The 18,412-nt window shown below is 32.2% G+C and carries 19 protein-coding genes; 10 read left to right on the top strand and 9 right to left on the bottom strand.

Annotated features, from left to right (window positions below; translation table 11 throughout):
• Positions 1 to 32: 32 nt before the first annotated feature.
• The 9 genes from C6H31_RS02895 (at position 33) to C6H31_RS02855 (ending at position 8,144) form a co-directional block, all read left to right on the top strand.
• Positions 33 to 1,172 (top strand): fibronectin type III domain-containing protein, encoded by a 1,140-nt coding sequence (locus C6H31_RS02895; protein WP_158654705.1) that lies wholly within the window; start codon positions 33 to 35, stop codon positions 1,170 to 1,172.
• Positions 1,172 to 2,317, top strand: coding sequence for a tRNA (guanosine(46)-N7)-methyltransferase TrmB (gene trmB, locus C6H31_RS02890; protein WP_104697293.1), 1,146 nt, complete (start codon positions 1,172 to 1,174; stop codon positions 2,315 to 2,317). Before C6H31_RS02895 ends, trmB begins: the two co-directional genes overlap by 1 nt.
• The gene (locus C6H31_RS02885; RefSeq protein WP_104697292.1) at positions 2,314 to 2,985 is read left to right on the top strand and encodes a cell division ATP-binding protein FtsE; all 672 of its coding nucleotides are present in this window, start codon (positions 2,314 to 2,316) and stop codon (positions 2,983 to 2,985) included. Before trmB ends, C6H31_RS02885 begins: the two co-directional genes overlap by 4 nt.
• Positions 2,972 to 3,781, top strand: a complete 810-nt coding sequence (locus tag C6H31_RS02880) for an FtsX-like permease family protein (protein ID WP_104697291.1) — start codon at positions 2,972 to 2,974, stop codon at positions 3,779 to 3,781. The genes C6H31_RS02885 and C6H31_RS02880 overlap by 14 nt, the downstream gene beginning before the upstream one ends.
• A complete protein-coding gene (locus C6H31_RS02875) occupies positions 3,782 to 5,026 on the top strand; it encodes a murein hydrolase activator EnvC family protein (protein WP_104697290.1) in 1,245 nt (414 codons plus the stop codon). It begins immediately after the preceding gene.
• Positions 5,027 to 5,091: 65 nt separating this feature from the next.
• Positions 5,092 to 5,460, top strand: a complete 369-nt coding sequence (locus C6H31_RS07125) for a FlaG family protein (protein ID WP_324726455.1) — start codon at positions 5,092 to 5,094, stop codon at positions 5,458 to 5,460.
• Positions 5,461 to 5,503: 43 nt separating this feature from the next.
• The gene (gene fliD / locus C6H31_RS02865; protein ID WP_104697288.1) at positions 5,504 to 7,543 is read left to right on the top strand and encodes a flagellar filament capping protein FliD; all 2,040 of its coding nucleotides are present in this window, start codon (positions 5,504 to 5,506) and stop codon (positions 7,541 to 7,543) included.
• Positions 7,544 to 7,555: 12 nt separating this feature from the next.
• The gene (gene fliS / locus C6H31_RS02860; RefSeq protein WP_104697287.1) at positions 7,556 to 7,936 is read left to right on the top strand and encodes a flagellar export chaperone FliS; all 381 of its coding nucleotides are present in this window, start codon (positions 7,556 to 7,558) and stop codon (positions 7,934 to 7,936) included.
• A complete protein-coding gene (locus C6H31_RS02855) occupies positions 7,923 to 8,144 on the top strand; it encodes a hypothetical protein (protein ID WP_104697286.1) in 222 nt (73 codons plus the stop codon). Before fliS ends, C6H31_RS02855 begins: the two co-directional genes overlap by 14 nt.
• Here C6H31_RS02855 and C6H31_RS02850 read toward each other — a convergent pair.
• The 9 genes from C6H31_RS02850 to C6H31_RS07000 form a co-directional block, all read right to left on the bottom strand.
• Complete coding sequence (locus C6H31_RS02850; protein ID WP_104697285.1) at positions 8,136 to 8,816, bottom strand: YggS family pyridoxal phosphate-dependent enzyme; 681 nt, start codon at positions 8,814 to 8,816, stop codon at positions 8,136 to 8,138. The genes C6H31_RS02855 and C6H31_RS02850 overlap by 9 nt on opposite strands.
• The gene (locus C6H31_RS02845) at positions 8,804 to 10,660 is read right to left on the bottom strand and encodes a menaquinone biosynthesis decarboxylase (protein WP_104697284.1); all 1,857 of its coding nucleotides are present in this window, start codon (positions 10,658 to 10,660) and stop codon (positions 8,804 to 8,806) included. The genes C6H31_RS02850 and C6H31_RS02845 overlap by 13 nt, the downstream gene beginning before the upstream one ends.
• Positions 10,660 to 11,154, bottom strand: coding sequence for a hypothetical protein (locus C6H31_RS02840; protein WP_104697283.1), 495 nt, complete (start codon positions 11,152 to 11,154; stop codon positions 10,660 to 10,662). Before C6H31_RS02840 ends, C6H31_RS02845 begins: the two co-directional genes overlap by 1 nt.
• 54 nt (positions 11,155 to 11,208) lie before the next feature.
• Positions 11,209 to 12,045 (bottom strand): cysteine ABC transporter substrate-binding protein, encoded by an 837-nt coding sequence (locus C6H31_RS02835; RefSeq protein ID WP_104697282.1) that lies wholly within the window; start codon positions 12,043 to 12,045, stop codon positions 11,209 to 11,211.
• 45 nt (positions 12,046 to 12,090) lie between these two features.
• The gene (locus tag C6H31_RS02830; protein ID WP_104697281.1) at positions 12,091 to 12,825 is read right to left on the bottom strand and encodes an amino acid ABC transporter ATP-binding protein; all 735 of its coding nucleotides are present in this window, start codon (positions 12,823 to 12,825) and stop codon (positions 12,091 to 12,093) included.
• A 1-nt stretch (position 12,826) separates the two neighbouring features.
• Positions 12,827 to 13,489: an amino acid ABC transporter permease gene (locus C6H31_RS02825; RefSeq protein ID WP_104697280.1), complete on the bottom strand. Its 663-nt coding sequence runs from the start codon at positions 13,487 to 13,489 to the stop codon at positions 12,827 to 12,829.
• The gene (locus C6H31_RS02820) at positions 13,489 to 14,139 is read right to left on the bottom strand and encodes an amino acid ABC transporter permease (RefSeq protein ID WP_104697279.1); all 651 of its coding nucleotides are present in this window, start codon (positions 14,137 to 14,139) and stop codon (positions 13,489 to 13,491) included. The genes C6H31_RS02825 and C6H31_RS02820 overlap by 1 nt, the downstream gene beginning before the upstream one ends.
• A gap of 4 nt (positions 14,140 to 14,143) precedes the next feature.
• A complete protein-coding gene (gdhA, locus tag C6H31_RS02815) occupies positions 14,144 to 15,496 on the bottom strand; it encodes an NADP-specific glutamate dehydrogenase (protein ID WP_104697278.1) in 1,353 nt (450 codons plus the stop codon).
• A 90-nt stretch (positions 15,497 to 15,586) separates the two neighbouring features.
• Entirely contained in the window at positions 15,587 to 16,687 is a 1,101-nt protein-coding gene (locus tag C6H31_RS07000; protein WP_158654704.1) for a hypothetical protein, read from the bottom strand.
• Between the two features lie 283 nt (positions 16,688 to 16,970).
• On the opposite strand from C6H31_RS07000, the gene der reads away from it, so the two are divergent.
• Positions 16,971 to 18,359, top strand: coding sequence for a ribosome biogenesis GTPase Der (der, locus tag C6H31_RS02800; protein WP_104697384.1), 1,389 nt, complete (start codon positions 16,971 to 16,973; stop codon positions 18,357 to 18,359).
• Positions 18,360 to 18,412 lie beyond the last annotated feature (53 nt).

The raw sequence follows: 18,412 nt of genomic DNA, 5'->3' as shown, positions 1-18,412 counted from the left end.
GCATTATCCAAAGCGATCTGGCAAAAAGGAAGGTGGATAATTCACTCCCAACTATTTCTTATGCAAGAACAATTACGGATGTAACAAGTGTTGGCTTTGAGTGGAAATCTCCAAGCGGTCTTGAAAATGTGGAGGGATATGCCATTACTTACAAAGATGATAAACAACAAAATATTCCCTTGGCAATCGTTAAAAATCCTTATGCTACTCACCACTTTGTTGCTGGATTAAAACCTCAAACTAACTATACTTTTTACATTGTTGTATTGGGAAAGGAAAACAATATCTCTCCTCAATCCAAAGCAATTGAAATTAAAACCTCTTTCATCAATCCTATCGAGAATGTTTTTGCAAGCAAGGATCTACCACAGCAAGTAAAGGTTTTCTGGAGTCCTCATCCAAATCCAAGTATAAAAAAATATATCATTCAACGGCAAAATAATGAAGGTAAGTTTTTAAATATTGGCATCGTTCCCCATAGACTTTTTGTTGAATTTTTTGACAAGAATTTAGAAGATGGAAAAAGCTATGTTTATAGAGTAATTGCAGAGAGTTTTGAGGGTGTTAAATCCATAGCAAGCACCGTTGCAGTAGGCTTTACTAGGAAAAAACCCAATGGTTTAAACAATATTCAGGCAAGCAATAATCTTAGCAAAAGTATTCTTATTACTTGGGAGATTCCAAGTGATACTAAATACCCCATCACATCTTTTAAAATCTATGCTGCTAATAATATGGATGAAAAATTTAAGCTTGTTGGGGAAAGTACAAAAAACTTTTTCAAAGAAGAAAAACTCAAAGACAATCAAGTAAGATACTATAAGGTAGTCCCTGTAGATAGAGATGGGATTGAAGGGGATTTAGGTGTGGGTGCTGTTAAAGGGATAACTCTTCCTCCTCCGCCTACTCCAAAAATTACTTCTGCAAGAGTAAAAAATCAACGAGCAATTATTCGATGGGAAAAGATTGAAGGAGATCAAGAAATAAGCTATAAGGTTTGCAGAACAGAGAAAGGAAGTAAAAAAACAAGAATTTGTTTTGAAAATATACAAATTGGTGGCTTTATTGACAAAGAAATGAAAGCAGGGATACTCTATTATTATGAAGTCTTTAGTGTGGATTCTAATAAAACAGAATCTGCACCTACTGAAGTCATCAAATTAGGTTTTTAATGCCCCATTTTATAGCAAAAAATGAAAACATTAAGCTTCCCTTGCAAGAGGATGGGTTTAGCTTTGTTGAAATGTTTGTTGATGAGAAATACCCTTCCCAAATTCTTATTTTAACAACATATCAAAACCAAACTTTTTTTATTAAAAGAAGTAAGCATTCTTTGGGCTTTTTATTTAAAGGAGAGAAAAATACAAAACCAAGTTTAGTGGGTCATCTAAAAAATGCTCTACTTACTCTTAGTAAATATTGTGAAGTTATATCCCACAACCTCTCAAATAATACACCCAGACAGATTTCAAAAAATTCCTTCTTATTGGGTGCAAATGAGGTTTTGGATCATTTTCATAAAAATTTTGCTCTAGAAATTGGTTTTGGATCAGGAAGACATCTTTTAAATCTAGCAAAGCAAAATCCCCAAACTAAGTTTTTAGGGGTTGAAATTCACACTCCATCAATCCAACAAGTATTAAGACAAATTGAACTCTTAGAAATAAAAAATCTTTTTATTACTAACACAGATGCAAGGATTCTTACAAGCATTTTGCCCTCAAACTCTTGCGAAAAAATTTACTTACATTTCCCTGTCCCTTGGAATAAAAAACCTCATCGTAGAGTTTTAACAAAAAATTTTTTAATTCAAGCTTTAAGAGTCTTGGCACCAAAACACACTCTACATCTCAGAACAGATGATGAGATTTATTTTCAAGATGCCCTCTCTTTGGGATTAGAATCTCCACAAGCTCATTTAACAATAAACAAAAACCTTGGTCAAGAAATTGTTAGTAAATATGAAGCCAGATGGCTAAAGAAAGAAAAAAATATTTATGATGTTGAATTTCAATCTCTTATAAATGATGATCCACTTTGTCTGTCTTATGATTTTTCTTTTCCTGCTTCTCAAACCTTTGATCTACCCACTAAGACACTTGAAAAAGACTTTTTTATACACCTTAATGCAAGGTTATTTAGTAAAAATAGTATACTTTTAAACATAAGTTTTGGTGATTTTAACTGGCCAAATACAAAATTTATCATTATTGACAAAACAACAAAGCATACTAGCTTTTTAGGAGAAAAACCCCTTGCAATCCCTGCAAATATCAAAGCTCATAAGAAACTAGTTGCTTATTTGGAGAATAGATGAAACCAATTATGGAAGCCAAAGAGCTATGTCTAGGGTATAAAAAGGATGAAATTGTTATTGAAAAGGCAAGTTTTTCAATACAACCAAGGGATTTTGTCTTTATCTCGGGGGCAAGTGGTAGTGGGAAAAGCACTCTTTTAAGATCTTTTTACGGGGATTTGGAGGTGATGTCTGGGGAACTTGAGGTATGCCAAACAAAAGTGCATCAAGCTCGAAAAAAAGAAATCACTGCTTTGCGTAAAAAAATTGGTATTGTTTTTCAAGATTATAAGCTAATTGAAGAATGGAATGTTGAAAAAAATATCATGCTTCCAATGATTATTAATAATTATAGTAAAGTGTTTTATCAAGAACAGGTTCAAAAACTATTATCACACATTAATCTTTTACATAAAAGCAATCGCTATCCATTAGAACTTAGCGGGGGGGAACAGCAACGCGTTGCTATGGCAAGGGCAATTGCACATCGACCCGAAATTATTTTAGCTGACGAACCTACTGGAAATTTGGATGATTATTCTAGTGATTTGATTTGGAGCTTACTAAAAAGTGCAAATCAACAACTTGGCATAACAATCATTGTCGTTACACATAGAATACCAGAGAGACTAAATATTGCTCATAGAAAACTCAATATCCAAGAGGGAGAAGTTTATGAATACTCTTAAAAGACATTTAGCTCTAATTATACCCCTTTTGGCTTTATTATTTAGCTTGCAAAGCATTTTATTAATTAATCGTGCAATCACGATAAAAGAAGATAAGTTGCTTCAAAATTATTTTATACTTGTTGCATCAAAGCAAACTCTAACACTCAATGCCATACAAAAGCATATTAGCAATGTAAGTATGATCACTCCCTTAGATCCTTCATATCTCTTGCAAAAGTTTCAAGATTACAATGATGAAGAAAATCTTAAAATTATCAAAAAAGATTTACCATTTTTTTATTCCATAAAACTTTCTCACTACCCCAACCACAGAGAATTAGATTTAATTGAAAAAAGCTTAAAAGCTCTAGATACAATCATTCATATCGAAACTTTCTCTAAGACACACAATCAAGTTTATAAGCTCCTATTTTTGACAAAGGGTAATGTTTTGATTTTTGCTTCATTGCTTGGAATTTTTAGTATCCTCTTGATGATGAGACAAATACAGGTTTGGAGATTTGAACATCAAAAGCGTATGCAGATTATGGATTTGCTTGGAGCTTCCTCTTGGCTAAAAAATAAAATTTTATTCAAACTTGCTTTTTTTGATTCAATTATTGCAAGTTGTATTATTTTATCTGGAAGTTTTTATCTTTCTAATCTCCCACAAACTCAAGATGTTTTTGAAGATTTGGGAATACAGACTAACATTTTTAATTTTACTCAAGACTTTTTTATCCTAGCAAGTTTTGCAATTTGTATTTCATTTTTTTCTGTATTTGCAATCATTTTTTCACAAAGGAAAATTTAGGTGAAAAAAAACTTTTTTTTGCTCTTTCTTTGCTGTATATTTTGCTATTCTGCAGATCTAAAACAGATAAACAAAGATATTAATCTCAATCAAAAGAAAATTCAAAAAAAAGAAAGTGAAAAAAATGAAATTACAAATATTATTCAAAAGCTTGGTAATAAAATCAACCAAACAAAACAAAAAATAAATAATTATGATAAAAAAATTCAAGAGATTCAAAAGCTAATTACTTCAAATCAAAGTGAGAATTCAAACCAAGAGCAGGCTTTAGAAAATTATCAAGCTATTCTTTTATCCCTACAAAAAGAAAAACAAGAAATTAGAGAAAAGATTACAAAAATATTAATCAATGATGCATCTTTTGTGATTATATTAAATCATGAAAACCCTGTCTCCCCTGATGATATTATGTTGCAAGAAATCTTTAAATTACTCAATAAAAACTCTCAAGAAAAGATACAACTGCTTACACAAAAAGAAAAAGTTCTAGAAACAAAGATTGCCCAAACAATGCAAAATATCACTAAGATAAGCCAGAATATCACAACACAAGAAAATCAAAAAAAATATCTCCAGACAATGCTGAAAGAACAAAAAAAACTTATTAAAGATATGCAAAAGGATATAAAAAACTATAATACAAGACTTGCTCAAATTGAAGAAGAAAGAAAAAGCCTTGATAAGATTCTTAGCAATCTCAATATCTTAAGACAAAAAACACAAAAAGAGCTAGATGAAGAAAAAAGACTTGCAATGGAGAGAAAAAAACAAGAAACAAACAAAAACCAATCACGAGAGGTCACTGAGGTAAAACAAGTTGCAAACTCATATCGTGCGCTCTCTATTGCAAAATATAGTGGTCCAAAGACTATTGCTCCTATTGAAAAATACACTGTAGAACAAAAATTTGGAACCTATTTTGATCCTGTTTATAAACTCAAAGTTTTTAATGAATCTGTTATATTGGTTTCAAAAGTCCCCAATACTCCAGTCAAAAGCATTTTTGATGGAAAAATAGTCTATGCAAAAGAAGTCCCAATTTTAAAAAAGGTAATTATCATAGAAAATCAAAATGGAATCCATACAATTTATTCTCAACTTGATAAAATAGCACCAACCATAAAAGTTGGTTTGAGAATACAGAAAGGGTACATCATTGGCAGGGTTAATCAAAAATTGAGTTTTGAAATTACTCAAAAAGATAAGCATATAGACCCTCTAGAAGTAATTGTAAAAAGTAAATAAAGAAAAAACTTTTTTTGCCGATATCTATAAGTGCAGGATTGTGTTTAGAAGATTTCAAGGAGGAAATGATGATTGATAGCACAAATCAAGTAAATGGATCTGTATTACACGACCAATTGGTTAGATTAGCTTCAAATGCGGGCAAGCCCTTGAGTGCAGTTAAGCAAAAAGAAGCAGATGATGCTAGAAGAGATAAACAAGTTGAACATCTCAAACAAGAGTTGATAGAAACTAGCAGAATCTTAAACCATGAGATGAAGAGAATTAATACTGATATTAATTTTAGCTATAATGACGACATACAAGGATTGGTCGTCACAGTTAGGGAAGTTGATGGTAATAGAGTAATTCGAGAAATTCCATCAAAAGAAGCAATTGAACTTATGAAGAAGATGCACGATATCATTGGTTTAATTTTTGATAAGAAAGGTTGAGAATCTTAATTGATATTCTTAAAAAGATAGGAAAAGAGTAGTTATGGCAATGGGACAGCTAAGCTCCCTTGGTTTGGGAAGTGGAGTATTAAATTATGATGTTATAGAGAAGCTAAAAAAAGCTGATGAGAGAATTATGATTGCTCCCATTGATAAAAAGATGCAGGAAAATATTGAAAAACAAAAGGAGCTAGTAGAATTAAACACCTTAATTAGCGGTGTTAAAGCTCCTGTATCCACTCTGTCTGATTATTCAACTTATATTGGCAGAACAAGTGATGTTTCAAACGATGCAGTCAAAGCTACAGTAAGCCCTGGGGTCCCTATTCAAGATATAAAAATTGATGTTGAAGAAATTGCCAAGAATGATATTAATGAGGTTGGAATCAAATTTTCTTCAAGAGATGATGTTTTTAGCAACAAGGATGTAAAATTAAATTTTTATACCAAGGGGAAGAGATATTCCTTAGACATTCAAGCTGGAATGACCCTCAATGATGTTGCTCAAGCCATTACTGATAAATCAGATGGCGAAGTAATGGGTATTGTAATGAAAACAGGGGGAGAGAAACCCTATCAATTGATGATAAATTCTAAAGGAACTGGAGAAGCAAATAGAATCTTTTTTGGCTCAACACTTGCCTCTGAAAGAATCAAAGAATTACCAGAGCTTAATGAGGGTGATTTTACAATCACTTTTAAGGACAAATATCTTAATAACTTTACTGTCAATGTTACACTAGATGCAAAAGAAGCTGCTAGTCAAGATAGAATGCAAACTCTAATAAAGGCTATAAGAAAAGCTATTGAAGAAAATCCTGATACAAAAGAGTTATTGGATCGTGATTTTAATGTTTCACTATCTGAGGATAATACTTCTTTAGTACTTAATGATCGTAGGGGTTATGCCATTTTACTTGGAGGCGATAAACTCTCTACCCTTGGTTTTAGCACTAAAGAAACAAAGCAAGAGGTGCTCTTTAGCTCTAAAACACCTGTTGCTAGTGGAAAAATTGATGGTTCTATTACAATAGGGACAGTCCCTCTAGATTTATCAAAAATGACAAAAGAAGGAAATACTAGTGAAGAAAATGCAAAGATCATTGCTGAAGCGATAGAAAACATTGCAGGCATTCACGCAAAAACTGATGGTAAGGGACATTTAAGTATTAATTCTGAAATAGGTGAAGTAAAAGTCATATCAAACAATAGTGGTGGCGAGAAGTTTTTAAAAGATATAGGGATTAAAAGTGGGTTGCTTCAGGATTACACTAAATTAGAAGAAGAAATCTTTGATTTTAAAAATCTACAGCAAGCATCTGATGCAAAAGTCTTATTCAATGGAGCAACTGTTGTGCGACCTACAAATGAAATCAATGATATTATTAGTGGTGTAAATCTAACCCTAATGCATACAACAGAGCCTGGAAATCCTGCAGTTATAAGCATAAGAAGAGATACTGAAATAATAAAAACACAGGTTCAAGATTTCGTAAAAGCCTATAATGAACTTGTCCCCAAGCTTGATGAACTTACCAGATATGACCCTGAAACAAAAATTGCAGGTGTTTTTAATGGTGTAAGTGATATACGCACAATTCGATCTAATCTTAATATGCTTATTTCAAAACCTATAAGTTTTTCAAGCACAGGCAGACCTTATAGTTTAATCGATTTTGGAATCTCATTGGATGAGAAAAGCAAAATGTCATTGAATGGAGCAAGATTGGATGAGATGATACGGCAAGATGCTGATCAAACTATTAATTCTTTTTATGGTTATGATAAGAAAAACCAATTCGGGCAAGAAGAGCATACTGATGGTATTTTTGTCCAACTTAATCAGTTTATAAAGGGTCTAATTGATGGTAGCAATGCAAAATTGACGCTCTATCAAGACTCTTTAACAAGAGATGCAAAAAATCTTGATAAAGATAAAATACAGGCCAATGAAAGATTAAAAGCAAGATATGATACTATGGCGAGCCGATTTGCTGCTTATGATGAGCAAATTGCAAAAGCTAACAATGCTTTTACTTCTGTTCAAATGATGATTGATCAAGCTGCAAATAAGAAAAAATAAGGATGATGAGAAATGAAAATGACTAATGCTTATAATCTTTATCAGCAAAACTCAGTTGCTGTAGAATCTCCAGCAAGACTAATTGAAATGCTTTATGAAGGAATTTTAAGATTCTCTGGGATGGCATCAAGATCAATTCAAACAGATGATATTGAGGGAAAAATATACTATATCAATCGCATAACAGATATCTTTACAGAACTTTTAAACATTCTTGATTATGAGAGAGGTGGTGATGTTGCAGTTTATTTAACAGGTCTTTATACACATCAAATTAAACTTCTTACACAAGCAAATGTGGAAAATAGCTCTGAAAAAATAGAAACTGTCATAAATGTCACCAAAGGATTGTTGGAAGCTTGGAAAGAGATTCATAACAATGACTTGGCATGATGAACTAAAAATAGCTATCCTAAATCAGGATACCCAAAAAGCTTATGATCTTATTATAAATGTCCCTACCCATATGCTTCAAACTATGGAAGATCTCCTAAGTGCTCAAGAATTGATCTCTCAAGGCATTGAGATGCTAGAAAAAGATAAGCAGGATATCCATAGACAGATGCTTCAAATCAAACTTGCACAAAAATTTCTAGAATGAAGTTTTAAATATCTCCGAACCTATTCTAAGTAAATTTGCGCCATTTGCAATGGCAATTTCATAATCCCCACTCATTCCCATTGAGAGGGTTTTTGCGCCAACTGCCTGTAGTTGATCAAAAAGATTCTTAGTGACCCTAAATGATTGATCAATCTCTGCAAAATCTGTACTGTGAGCCCCCATACACATCAATCCCTCAAGCTTTAAATTTGGACAATTTTCTATTATTTGATGATAAACCTCAATGCACTCTTGAGCCATCACACCATTTTTGCCATCTTCATTTGCACTATTTACCTGCAATAAAGCTCTAATAGTTTTTTGTTTCATAACACATCTCTTATTTATTTCCTTAGCAAGCTCCAAAGAATCTATAGAATGGATTAAAAAAGGATTTAAATCCAGTAATGCATTAATCTTATTTGTTTGTAACTTTCCTATAAAATGCCATTGTATAGGAATATTTTTTAAACACTCTGCCTTCATTTTTAAATCCTGAACTTTATTTTCACCAAAAGCCCTTTGACCACAGTTATAAAGTTCCTCAATCTTTTGCACTTCACTATATTTAGAAACTGCTACAAGTTTGATAAGATGATGACGGCTATAACCAATCCTTGCTTTTTCGATTTTCTGAAGAACATAATCAAGCTTACTCTTTAAAATAGACATTCAATCTCCTCTTGAGGTGAATTACAGATTTGATAGTAGTGTAAAAATTTTTCATCTATCCCCTTTAATAATCCTTTTTGCTTCAAGGATTTTATAACTTCTACATTACAATCTGTCTCTTTGGGCCATTCTCTTAGATGTCCATCATAAATCATCTTGTCGGTGGCATCAATAAAAAGTGTTTCCTTTCTAATTGCAACATCCCTTTTAGCATCAATATTATTTGTTATTCTCCAAATAAGCATATATAGATTATTGAGATCATTTTTATGCGCATCTACAAAAACTACAATTGCTAAGGATTTTAAAAGAAAATCAATTTGATCAAGCCAAGTAAATATACTTTTACTCTTTTCTACTCCAATCACACATATAGGAGAATTGCTATCAACAAAGTATTGCTTCAATTTTTTAATCTCTGGAAATACTTGTGAAAGTTGGTGTAACAATTCATCATCATCTAAAAGTTCAAAATCTCTTTTTATTTCCTTTTGGACTACATCAATACCCAACTTTCCACCAAAAGCAAAATCTGGGGAAGAGTGATCAAGTGCATCACAAACACCCTCACTAATCAAAAGATTTTTAACGCTAAAACGATTTAAGATATACATGCTTAATTCTTCGATATTGTGAAATTCTGGTGCATCAGAACCTACAAGAACTACATGTTTTACAAAACTCATCTGTCCTATACCCCAAAGATTATGCATTAACTGCTTTGTATGGGCAGGATATTTTGAATCCACTCTAACTAAAATCAAATTATGAAAAACCCCATTCTCGGGCATATACATATCCATTAATCCGTATGCAGTTTTTTGCAATAATGGCAAAAAAATTCTCTCTGTATAGTGTCCCATATACTTATCTTCAAGAGGTGGTTTTCCTACAACTGTTGCTGGAAAAATTGGTTTTTTCTTGTGGGTAATTGCGCTGACTTCTAAAACAGGATAAGGTTGTATTGGAGTATAAAATCCAGTATGATCCCCAAATGGTCCCTCATCCCTAAAAATGTTTGGATCTACCCAACCCTCAATTACAATATCAGCATCATAAGGAACATATAGTGGATTTGTGATACATTTTTTAACAATTGCATTTTGTTTCTTAATAAATCCATAGAGCATTAGTTCATATAGCCCTTGAGGAAGAGGTGCTTGACCACACCAAGTATAAAGAGCATCTCCTCCAAGAGCAATACTCACTGGCATTTTTTGATTAGCCTCTTGATATTGGTGGAAAAAATGCTGAGAATCCTTGTGGATTTGCCAATGCAATCCTAGATGATTCTTATCAAAAATTTGAAGTCTATACATTCCTAAATTTTTCTTTGTTCCATCCAAGCTTTGGGTATATACTTGCCCCATTGTAATAAATGGCCCCTTATCATTTTCCCAAGTTGTTAATATGGGAAATTTATACAAATCTACCTCATCACCCCTAAGTACAACTTCTTGTGATGGGGATGATAACCATTTTCTTTTTCTAGGAAAAACATGTCTTAATGAAATGAAATTTTGAAACTTTGTCTTAAGATCCAAAAAACCCTTTGCAGGACCAAAATCAAGTAGATTTAATATCTCACTCTGTATGGAATCAAGTGATCGACCCATTATCAGCTCAACCCTTTTTTCTGAACCAAAAATATTCATTAACACAGGAATATCAAACTTCTTATTATTTCTCTTATCAATAGGATTTGTAAATAAAAGAGCCTTTCCACCTCTTGGCTTTTTGGCTTCAATATAAGCTAAGTGAGGAATTTCTAAATAAATATCCAAGGGCATTTCAACAATATCAAGTTCTTGATATTGTTGAAATATTTTAATTATTCTTTGCATTAAAATGCAAGACCGATTGTTACGCCTATCCTATTCATCGTATAACGGCTACCCCCAGCAATCTTTGGTGCTTGATAAACACCATCTAAACCAATTGTTAAAAATGGTATTAAAGGCACATCTATCTTAATTCCATAATTAAGCGCAACAGTATCATCAAGATTTATGTTATAAAAAGTTGACCAACTTCCTCCAATATAGATTGTCAAAGGCAATACTGGAACTTCAAAACCAAGCAACCCACCTGCTTGAAGATTCTTGTAATCACCACTATTTTTTTGATACATTACATCATATTTTACCTGTGGAGCAATCACAACTCTTGAAAACCCAAGCCAAAGCCTCCCATAACCACCATAGGTAAAAGTTGTGTTTTTTGTATCTTGATAACTAATATTACCTCCTACTTCTGGAGAGATTTGAAAACTACCTATGCTAAAGCCAAATAAACCACTAGCACCAATCATTAGTGCTAAAACTAACTTCTTAAACATATTTCTTCTCCTCTGAATATCAAAATTACTTCATAATTTTATCTTGTTTCTAGTTTATTTTTCAAAAATAACAACTTCAGGCTTTATTTCGCTACCATAAAAAGGTCTTAGGGTTGCATCATAAGCCTCTTTCATAAATCCTGACTCAGTAAGCTGAGTGATTTCATCATCTAACCATTGCAAAAATTCTTTTTCACCCTTTCTTACTGCCGGAGCAATTACATCCTGATCTCCTATAGAATCCATTCCAACTGCAAATGGAGGATTTTGCTTAGCCCAAGCAAAAATTAGTGTATTATCATGAGCCAAAGCCTCTGCCCTACGTGTTTTTAATGCCAAAAAAGCATCAGTATTTTGCTCATATTTTAAAAGCTCTATATCTGGATGATTCTTAGTAAAATAAAAATCTGCCGTAGTCCCTTTATCCACAATTAACTTCTTGCCCTTAAGTTGGCTAATACGTTTAATCTTCCCATTTTCTGACACAATACCTAGTGAAACTTTCATATAAGGTTTTGCAAAATCAACAACCTCTTCTCTCTCCTTAGTCTTTGTAAAATTTGCCATTAAAAGATCAATTTTTCTTGATTTTAAAAACTCTACTCTAGCCGCAGCTTCCACAGGAATAAACTCAATTTTTGAAGAATCTCCTAACAAATCTTTTGCAATCCTTTTAGCAATATAGACATCAAAACCATCAAACTCACCCTTAGAATTGATATAACTAAAAGGAGGTTTATCACTAAAAACACCTACTCTCAAAACCCCCTCTTTTTTAATGAAATCTAAAGAATTTTGAGCCTTAGTATTCTTATTATCACCACAAGATACAAAAAACATTCCTATTAATAATATAAATAAATAAAATAACTTACTTTTTTTAGAAGTCATCTTTTATCCTTTAAGTTAAAATGGCTTAAATCCTATCAAAAAATCTTAAAAACCAAAAATATTTAAAAAATTTTGCGCTTTTTTTGTTTTTGGGTGAGAGAAAAAATCTTGTGGCTTTGCCTCTTCGATAATTTTACCCTGATCAAAAAAAACAATTCGATCTGCAATTAAGCGAGCAAACCTCATTTCGTGTGTAACAATCACCATTGTCATGCCATCTTTTGCAAGCTCTAAAACAATATCTAAAACCTCTTTTACCATTTCTGGATCCAAAGAAGCAGTAATCTCATCCAAAAGTAAAATTTCTGGTCGCGTACATAAAGCTCTTGCAATTGCAACTCTTTGCTTTTGCCCACCACTTAGAGAATGAGGCATAAAATCAACCTTATCTGCTAACCCCATTCTTTTTAAAAGTGATAATGCCTCTTGCTCTACCTCTTTTTTATTACGCTTTTGGACTTTTAATGGTGCTAACAAGATATTATTTAACACATTCATATGTGGAAATAGCTCATAGTTTTGGAATACCATACCTATTTTTTGCCTCACTTGATGCCAATCATTCTGAAGATCAAGCTTTTTTTGATGTAGCCAAATCTCTCCACCTTGAATTTGTTCTAACCCATTCAAGCATCTTAAAAAAGTGCTTTTTCCACAACCACTAGAACCTAAAATAACAACCACCTCACCTTTTTTTATTTGCAAATCTATAGAATCTAAGATATTATGACCCTTTTGATAATATTTCACTAATTTTTTTACTTCCAATACTACTGACATCTCACTTCCTATAATCCAATTTCTTCTCTAAAAACGAACCCAAAAGAGAAAGCCCATAACAAACCACAAAATAAATCAACAAAATAAGTGCATAAACCCAAAAACTAATACTAGGAAAACTCAAACTTTTTGTTTCAATAATTTGTTGTCCAACCTTAAGTAAATCCATTACACCGATTAAAGAAACTAAAGCTGTAGTTTTAATAACCCTTGTAAAAAGATTTAAAAATGAGGGGATGATTTGCAAAATCACTAATGGAAAAATAATTGAAAGCTGTATTTGAATATTATTTAATCCTAGAGCTCTTGCACTTTGTATTTGATGCTGACTTACTGATGTAATAGCCCCTCTGGTTAAATCACCTGCTTCCACAATACCCCATATGCTAAAAACAATAATGCAAGCCATTATAGAAGTAATCTGAAAAACTAATCCCAAACCAAAAAATACTAGAAAAAGCCACACAATGATTGGAATAATCCTAACTATATCTAGCAATAAACGACAAGAAAATCTGATAACAAAAAATCTACTGGTCATTAAAAAACCAAATAAGAAACCTCCAAAAATTGAAAATACAATAGAAATAATTGCAATATATAAAGTAAAATATAACCCACCCCATAATCGTTGGATTAGGCCTGCATCTAACAAAGTTTCCATTAAAATTTCCTCTTATACCTTGTCTCAAGCCAGGTAAACAACAAAGATAAAGGAAGTAAAACAACCAAATAGGCCATTACAAGCATAAATAAAGTTTCTGTGGTTTTATAATAAGTTCCAATTAAATCTTTTGCGACAAATACGATATCAGCAAGTGCAATCGCACTCACTACAGATGTTTCTTTTAGCAAAAAAATAACATTTGCACCTATAGATGGCATAGCAATACGCAGAGATTGTGGAAGTAATACATAAAACATAACTTGGGATCTATTAAGTCCTAAGCTCATCGCACTTTCTTGTTGTATTTTTGAAATAGAATCTAATCCTAAGCGAAAACTCTCTGTCATATAAGCACCACCAAGAAAAACAACTCCAATAATCGCGCAATAATAAGCTTGGATATAAATCCCAATCTGCCCCAATCCATAATATAAAAAGAATAAGTGAATGAGCAAAGGAGTATTTCTAAAAAATTCAACATACATCTTAGCAATAGGAGACAAAAAAATAATCCTATAATAAAGCACAATACTTGTAAAAAAACCTAATAAAATAGCTCCCAAAATTCCAAAAAAGGAAATTTTAAGAGTCAAAAGTAGGGCTTTTGCAAATAACCCAGTATTTGCAAAAATAAAACTCCAATCCATAAATCTATACTATTCCTTGGTCTATCATAGAATTTGCAACCTTTCTAAAACCAGCTATATTTGCTCCCATCACCAAATTTGTAGGATCCTTAAACTCTTGAGCTGTCTGAGAAACATTAATAAAGATATCTTCCATAATATGTTGCAACTTTTTATCAACCATCTCAAAGCTCCACTTTGTCATACTAGCATTTTGAGACATTTCTAAGCCACTTACAGCAACACCCCCAGCATTTGCAGCTTTTGCTGGACCATAGCAAATTTTAGATTGTAAAAACAATTCCGTAGCTTCTAAAGTTGATGGCATATTAGCCCCTTCACTTACACATTTACAGCCATTTGCTAAAAGTAGTTTTGCATCTTTCAAATTTAGCTCATTTTGTGTTGCACTTGGAAAAGCAGCAAAACAAGGAATGCTCCACACAGGATTAGAATCACTTGGATATTCTTCTATACTTGTATATCTTGCGCTACTTTTTTCTTTTGCATATACACTTAAACTCTCTCTTCTTACCTCTTTAATCTCTTTTAATAAGGCTAAATCAATCCCCTCTTCATCATAAATCATTCCTCTAGAATCACTTACTGTAACAGGTTTTGCTCCTAAGTGATAAAGCTTTTCAACTGTATAAATTGCTACATTTCCACTTCCAGAAACTGTGCAAATTTTACCTTCTAAACTCTCCCCTCTTGCTTTTAGCATTTCTTGAGCAAAATAAACAGATCCATATCCTGTTGCTTCCGTTCTAGCAAGGCTTCCACCCCAATTTAAACCTTTTCCTGTCAAAACACCATCAAATCGATTGGTTAGTTTCTTATATTGCCCAAACAAATAACCAATCTCTCTTCCACCCACTCCAATATCTCCAGCAGGAACATCTGTATGATCCCCAATATGCCTAAAAAGTTCATTCATAAATGCTTGGCAAAAACGCATAATCTCTCCATCACTCCTACCCTTTGGATCAAAATCACTTCCTCCTTTTCCTCCTCCCATTGCTAAAGTAGTAAGAGAATTTTTTAAAACTTGCTCAAAGCCCAAAAACTTAATAATGCCTTGATTTACACTTGGATGAAAACGCAAACCACCTTTATATGGTCCTATTGCCCCATTAAACTCAATCCTATAACCCCTATTTACCTGAACCTTATGATTATCATCTACCCAAGTCACACGAAAATGTATCTCTCTATCAGGAACAACCAGTCGTTCTAAAATTGCATAATCTTGATATTTTTTTTCCTGATCTAACAAAGGCCTTAATGTCCCAATAACCTCTTGAACCGCCTGATGAAACTCACATTGATTAGGATTTTCTCTTTTTACTTTCTCTATAATAAACTCAGCATAATTCATCGTTAGCTCCTTAAAAATTATTGCTTATAAATAAAACTCATCTCTATTTATAAGATAGAGATATTAAAACCAAAAATTTTAAAGGTTAAATTATCTAGGACAGTTTAGAAACAATTTAAAGTTTGTTGTGTTTCTTAACTCTCTCCTAACATCAAGATCAATAATCACTTCCTTGTTTTGATTCAACTTAGCATTTAACTCTTTTTTTATCGTAATCTTACAATTTGATATATCAAAAGAACTTGGAGTATCCTCCATCACTATTTTATATGTATCAAAATCAATTTTTTCCAGAGGAAATTTCACATTATTTAAAATAGTATTTTTCTTGCTTGATTTTTGAAAAAACTTATATTCTTGTATCTTTCCATCTTGACTAACAATTTGCGTAAAATTATCATTTACACCAAAAGTTTGCACCTGATTTTTTTCGTTATAAGTCTTTCCATTTACAAAAGCCTCTAAGTCAAGAGATAAGACCTTAATCATATAATCTTTTCCCTGTCTCTCTAATGCAAAATCATCCTCATCTAACTCAAAAAAATCTTCTTGAGTGAAACTAACCTTTTTGCTTTCTTGTTTTGTTTCCTTTTTACTTGTTGTCTCTTCTAATTGCACCCGTGGTTTATCCATTTTTTCTTTCTCATTCACTATAGCTTCTTGCTTATTATCTTGGGATTTTAAACCACCTTGCGCCTCTTGAGAATCACCTTGAGTAAAACTACCTTCAAATTCTTGATCCTCCTGCATCAACTCCTCCTCAAGCCTCTTTTGCTCTTCTAACTTAGCCTGCTCATCCCTTAATCTTTGCTCTTCTCTTTGCTTAGCTTCATTCTTTGTGGTATCAATAATTTCCTCTTTCCCATCAAAGTTTTGAGGTAAAAGTGGTATATCAATTTTTTCATTCTCTTGATTTATTTCTGTTGTATTTATTTGTTCTTCTTTTGCTTCTTGTTCCTGTTTTTTTATATCTTCTTTGGGCTCTTTTTTATCCTGCTCTTGATTTTCTTCTTCAACGGGTTTAATGCTAATGATTGGATCTATAATATTTTCTACATTTTGTTCCTGCGTAGAAGGGATTTCTACTGCACCATCTTGTTCTTGAGGTAAGTTTAATCCCTCAATATTTAATTCATCTAAAGCCCTGATCCAAACAAAACACAAAACAAGACTTACAAAAATCCTAAACATAGCTCACTCTTCCTAAATCTTTATTCATTATGCCTAAACTTATTAGCTATTTACTTATTAAAATTAATCCCTAATTATAAACTAATGTATTAACCAAAAACAAGCCTGAAAGATAAAATTACAATAAAATTTTATCCATTAATCTTGATACCCCAATTCTCTTTAGGCTTTGAAAAAAAGACTGGATGCTATGGATTACAAACTCTTGTCTTTTGTAGTATTATTTCAAAAATGTTTCTGCAATTTAAGAAAAATAAAATTAGGAAAAATAAAATTAACCATGATGAAAAAGATCGCAATTTTAGGAAAACCCAATGTTGGGAAAAGCTCCCTTTTTAACCGCCTTGCAAAACAAAAGATTGCCATTACTTCTGATATATCTGGAACCACCCGTGATGTTAATAGAAAAATGATTGATCTTGAAGGGAATGAGATCTTGGTTTTAGATACAGGAGGGATTGATGATAGCACAGATTTCTTTAGTCAAATCAAGGAAAAAACTTTCAAAGTAGCAAAAGAGGCTGATTTAATTTTATATCTTGTTGATGGAAAAAATATTCCAGATGATGAAGATAGAAAACTATTTTATGCTTTGCAAAAAATACAAAAAAAGTGCTTCCTAGTAATCAATAAAATTGACAATGATAAAGATAAACAACTAGCCTATGAATTTGATAACTTTGGGGTTCAAAATACTTTTTTTATTTCTGTAAGCCACAATAGAGGGATAAGGTTTTTGATTCAATCTATTCTTTATCATCTCAATTTACAAAACCCAAATGATATTTCTAAAGATGCTGAGGAGAGTTTGGAAGAGTTTATTGAAAATATGCCTCAAAATTACTCACAAGACCCCCTACAAGATAAGATGGATTCTATTATTAATGTCGGGATTATTGGAAGAGTAAATGTTGGAAAAAGCTCCCTACTTAATGCCTTAACCAATTCTGATAGAAGTATGGTAAGTCCTATTGAAGGAACTACTATTGATCCTGTTGATGAAAGTATTGTTTTTAAAGAAAAAACCATATGTTTTGTAGATACTGCTGGATTGCGCAGAAGAAGCAAAATAAAAGGAATTGAAAAGTTTGCATTAGATCGTACCAATAAAGTTTTAGAAAAGAGTGATATTGCATTACTGGTTTTAGATGTAAGTACGGATTTTGTGGAACTTGATGAAAAAATCAGTTCTCTTGTTGATAAACATACCTTGGGTGTTATTATCATTTTAAATAAATGGGATATTAGAAAATCTGAATACAAAGAAATTATTGCTGAATTAAAGTATCGATTTAGATTCTTAGAGTATGCTCCAATTATCACTGTAAGTGCCTTAAATAAAAGACACATCACAGAGATTAAACAAAAAATACTAGAAGTTTATGAGAATCTTACCTATAGGATTCCAACAAGTATTTTAAATGAAACAATCTTAGAGGCAACAAAAAGGCATCCTTTGCCAAGTGATCATGGAAAGATTGTTCGCATTTACTATGCAACCCAATATGAAACAAATCCTCCACAAATTGCCCTTATTATGAATCGTCCTAAAGCTTTGCATTTTAGCTATAAGAGATATCTGATTAATTATTTAAGAGAAAAATTTAACTTTGAGGGAACACCTATTATCCTTACACCAAAAGATAAAAAACATGCAAAAGAAAACAATTAAGAATTATCAGCAAAAAAAACAATATCTTTAAAAAGATGTGGTTTTTATAGGGT

This window comes from Helicobacter sp. 'house sparrow 1', assembly GCF_900199585.1.
In the GTDB taxonomy this organism is placed as follows: Bacteria; Campylobacterota; Campylobacteria; order Campylobacterales; family Helicobacteraceae; genus Helicobacter_H.
This window is presented reverse-complemented; position numbering and strand designations above follow the sequence as displayed.

Excerpts from the sequence above, each read along its gene's own strand:
- trmB (WP_104697293.1), top strand. The coding sequence starts at position 1,172 with ATGCCCCATTTTATAGCAAAAAATGAAAACATTAAGCTTCCCTTGCAA.
- C6H31_RS02885 (WP_104697292.1), top strand. The coding sequence starts at position 2,314 with ATGAAACCAATTATGGAAGCCAAAGAGCTATGTCTAGGGTATAAAAAG.
- C6H31_RS02880 (WP_104697291.1), top strand. The coding sequence starts at position 2,972 with ATGAATACTCTTAAAAGACATTTAGCTCTAATTATACCCCTTTTGGCT.
- C6H31_RS07125 (WP_324726455.1), top strand. The coding sequence starts at position 5,092 with ATGATGATTGATAGCACAAATCAAGTAAATGGATCTGTATTACACGAC.
- fliD (WP_104697288.1), top strand. The coding sequence starts at position 5,504 with ATGGCAATGGGACAGCTAAGCTCCCTTGGTTTGGGAAGTGGAGTATTA.
- fliS (WP_104697287.1), top strand. The coding sequence starts at position 7,556 with ATGAAAATGACTAATGCTTATAATCTTTATCAGCAAAACTCAGTTGCT.
- C6H31_RS02855 (WP_104697286.1), top strand. The coding sequence starts at position 7,923 with ATGACTTGGCATGATGAACTAAAAATAGCTATCCTAAATCAGGATACC.
- C6H31_RS02850 (WP_104697285.1), bottom strand. The coding sequence starts at position 8,816 with ATGTCTATTTTAAAGAGTAAGCTTGATTATGTTCTTCAGAAAATCGAA.
- C6H31_RS02845 (WP_104697284.1), bottom strand. The coding sequence starts at position 10,660 with ATGCAAAGAATAATTAAAATATTTCAACAATATCAAGAACTTGATATT.
- C6H31_RS02840 (WP_104697283.1), bottom strand. The coding sequence starts at position 11,154 with ATGTTTAAGAAGTTAGTTTTAGCACTAATGATTGGTGCTAGTGGTTTA.
- C6H31_RS02835 (WP_104697282.1), bottom strand. The coding sequence starts at position 12,045 with ATGACTTCTAAAAAAAGTAAGTTATTTTATTTATTTATATTATTAATA.
- C6H31_RS02830 (WP_104697281.1), bottom strand. The coding sequence starts at position 12,825 with ATGTCAGTAGTATTGGAAGTAAAAAAATTAGTGAAATATTATCAAAAG.
- C6H31_RS02825 (WP_104697280.1), bottom strand. The coding sequence starts at position 13,489 with ATGGAAACTTTGTTAGATGCAGGCCTAATCCAACGATTATGGGGTGGG.
- C6H31_RS02820 (WP_104697279.1), bottom strand. The coding sequence starts at position 14,139 with ATGGATTGGAGTTTTATTTTTGCAAATACTGGGTTATTTGCAAAAGCC.
- gdhA (WP_104697278.1), bottom strand. The coding sequence starts at position 15,496 with ATGAATTATGCTGAGTTTATTATAGAGAAAGTAAAAAGAGAAAATCCT.
- C6H31_RS07000 (WP_158654704.1), bottom strand. The coding sequence starts at position 16,687 with ATGTTTAGGATTTTTGTAAGTCTTGTTTTGTGTTTTGTTTGGATCAGG.
- der (WP_104697384.1), top strand. The coding sequence starts at position 16,971 with ATGAAAAAGATCGCAATTTTAGGAAAACCCAATGTTGGGAAAAGCTCC.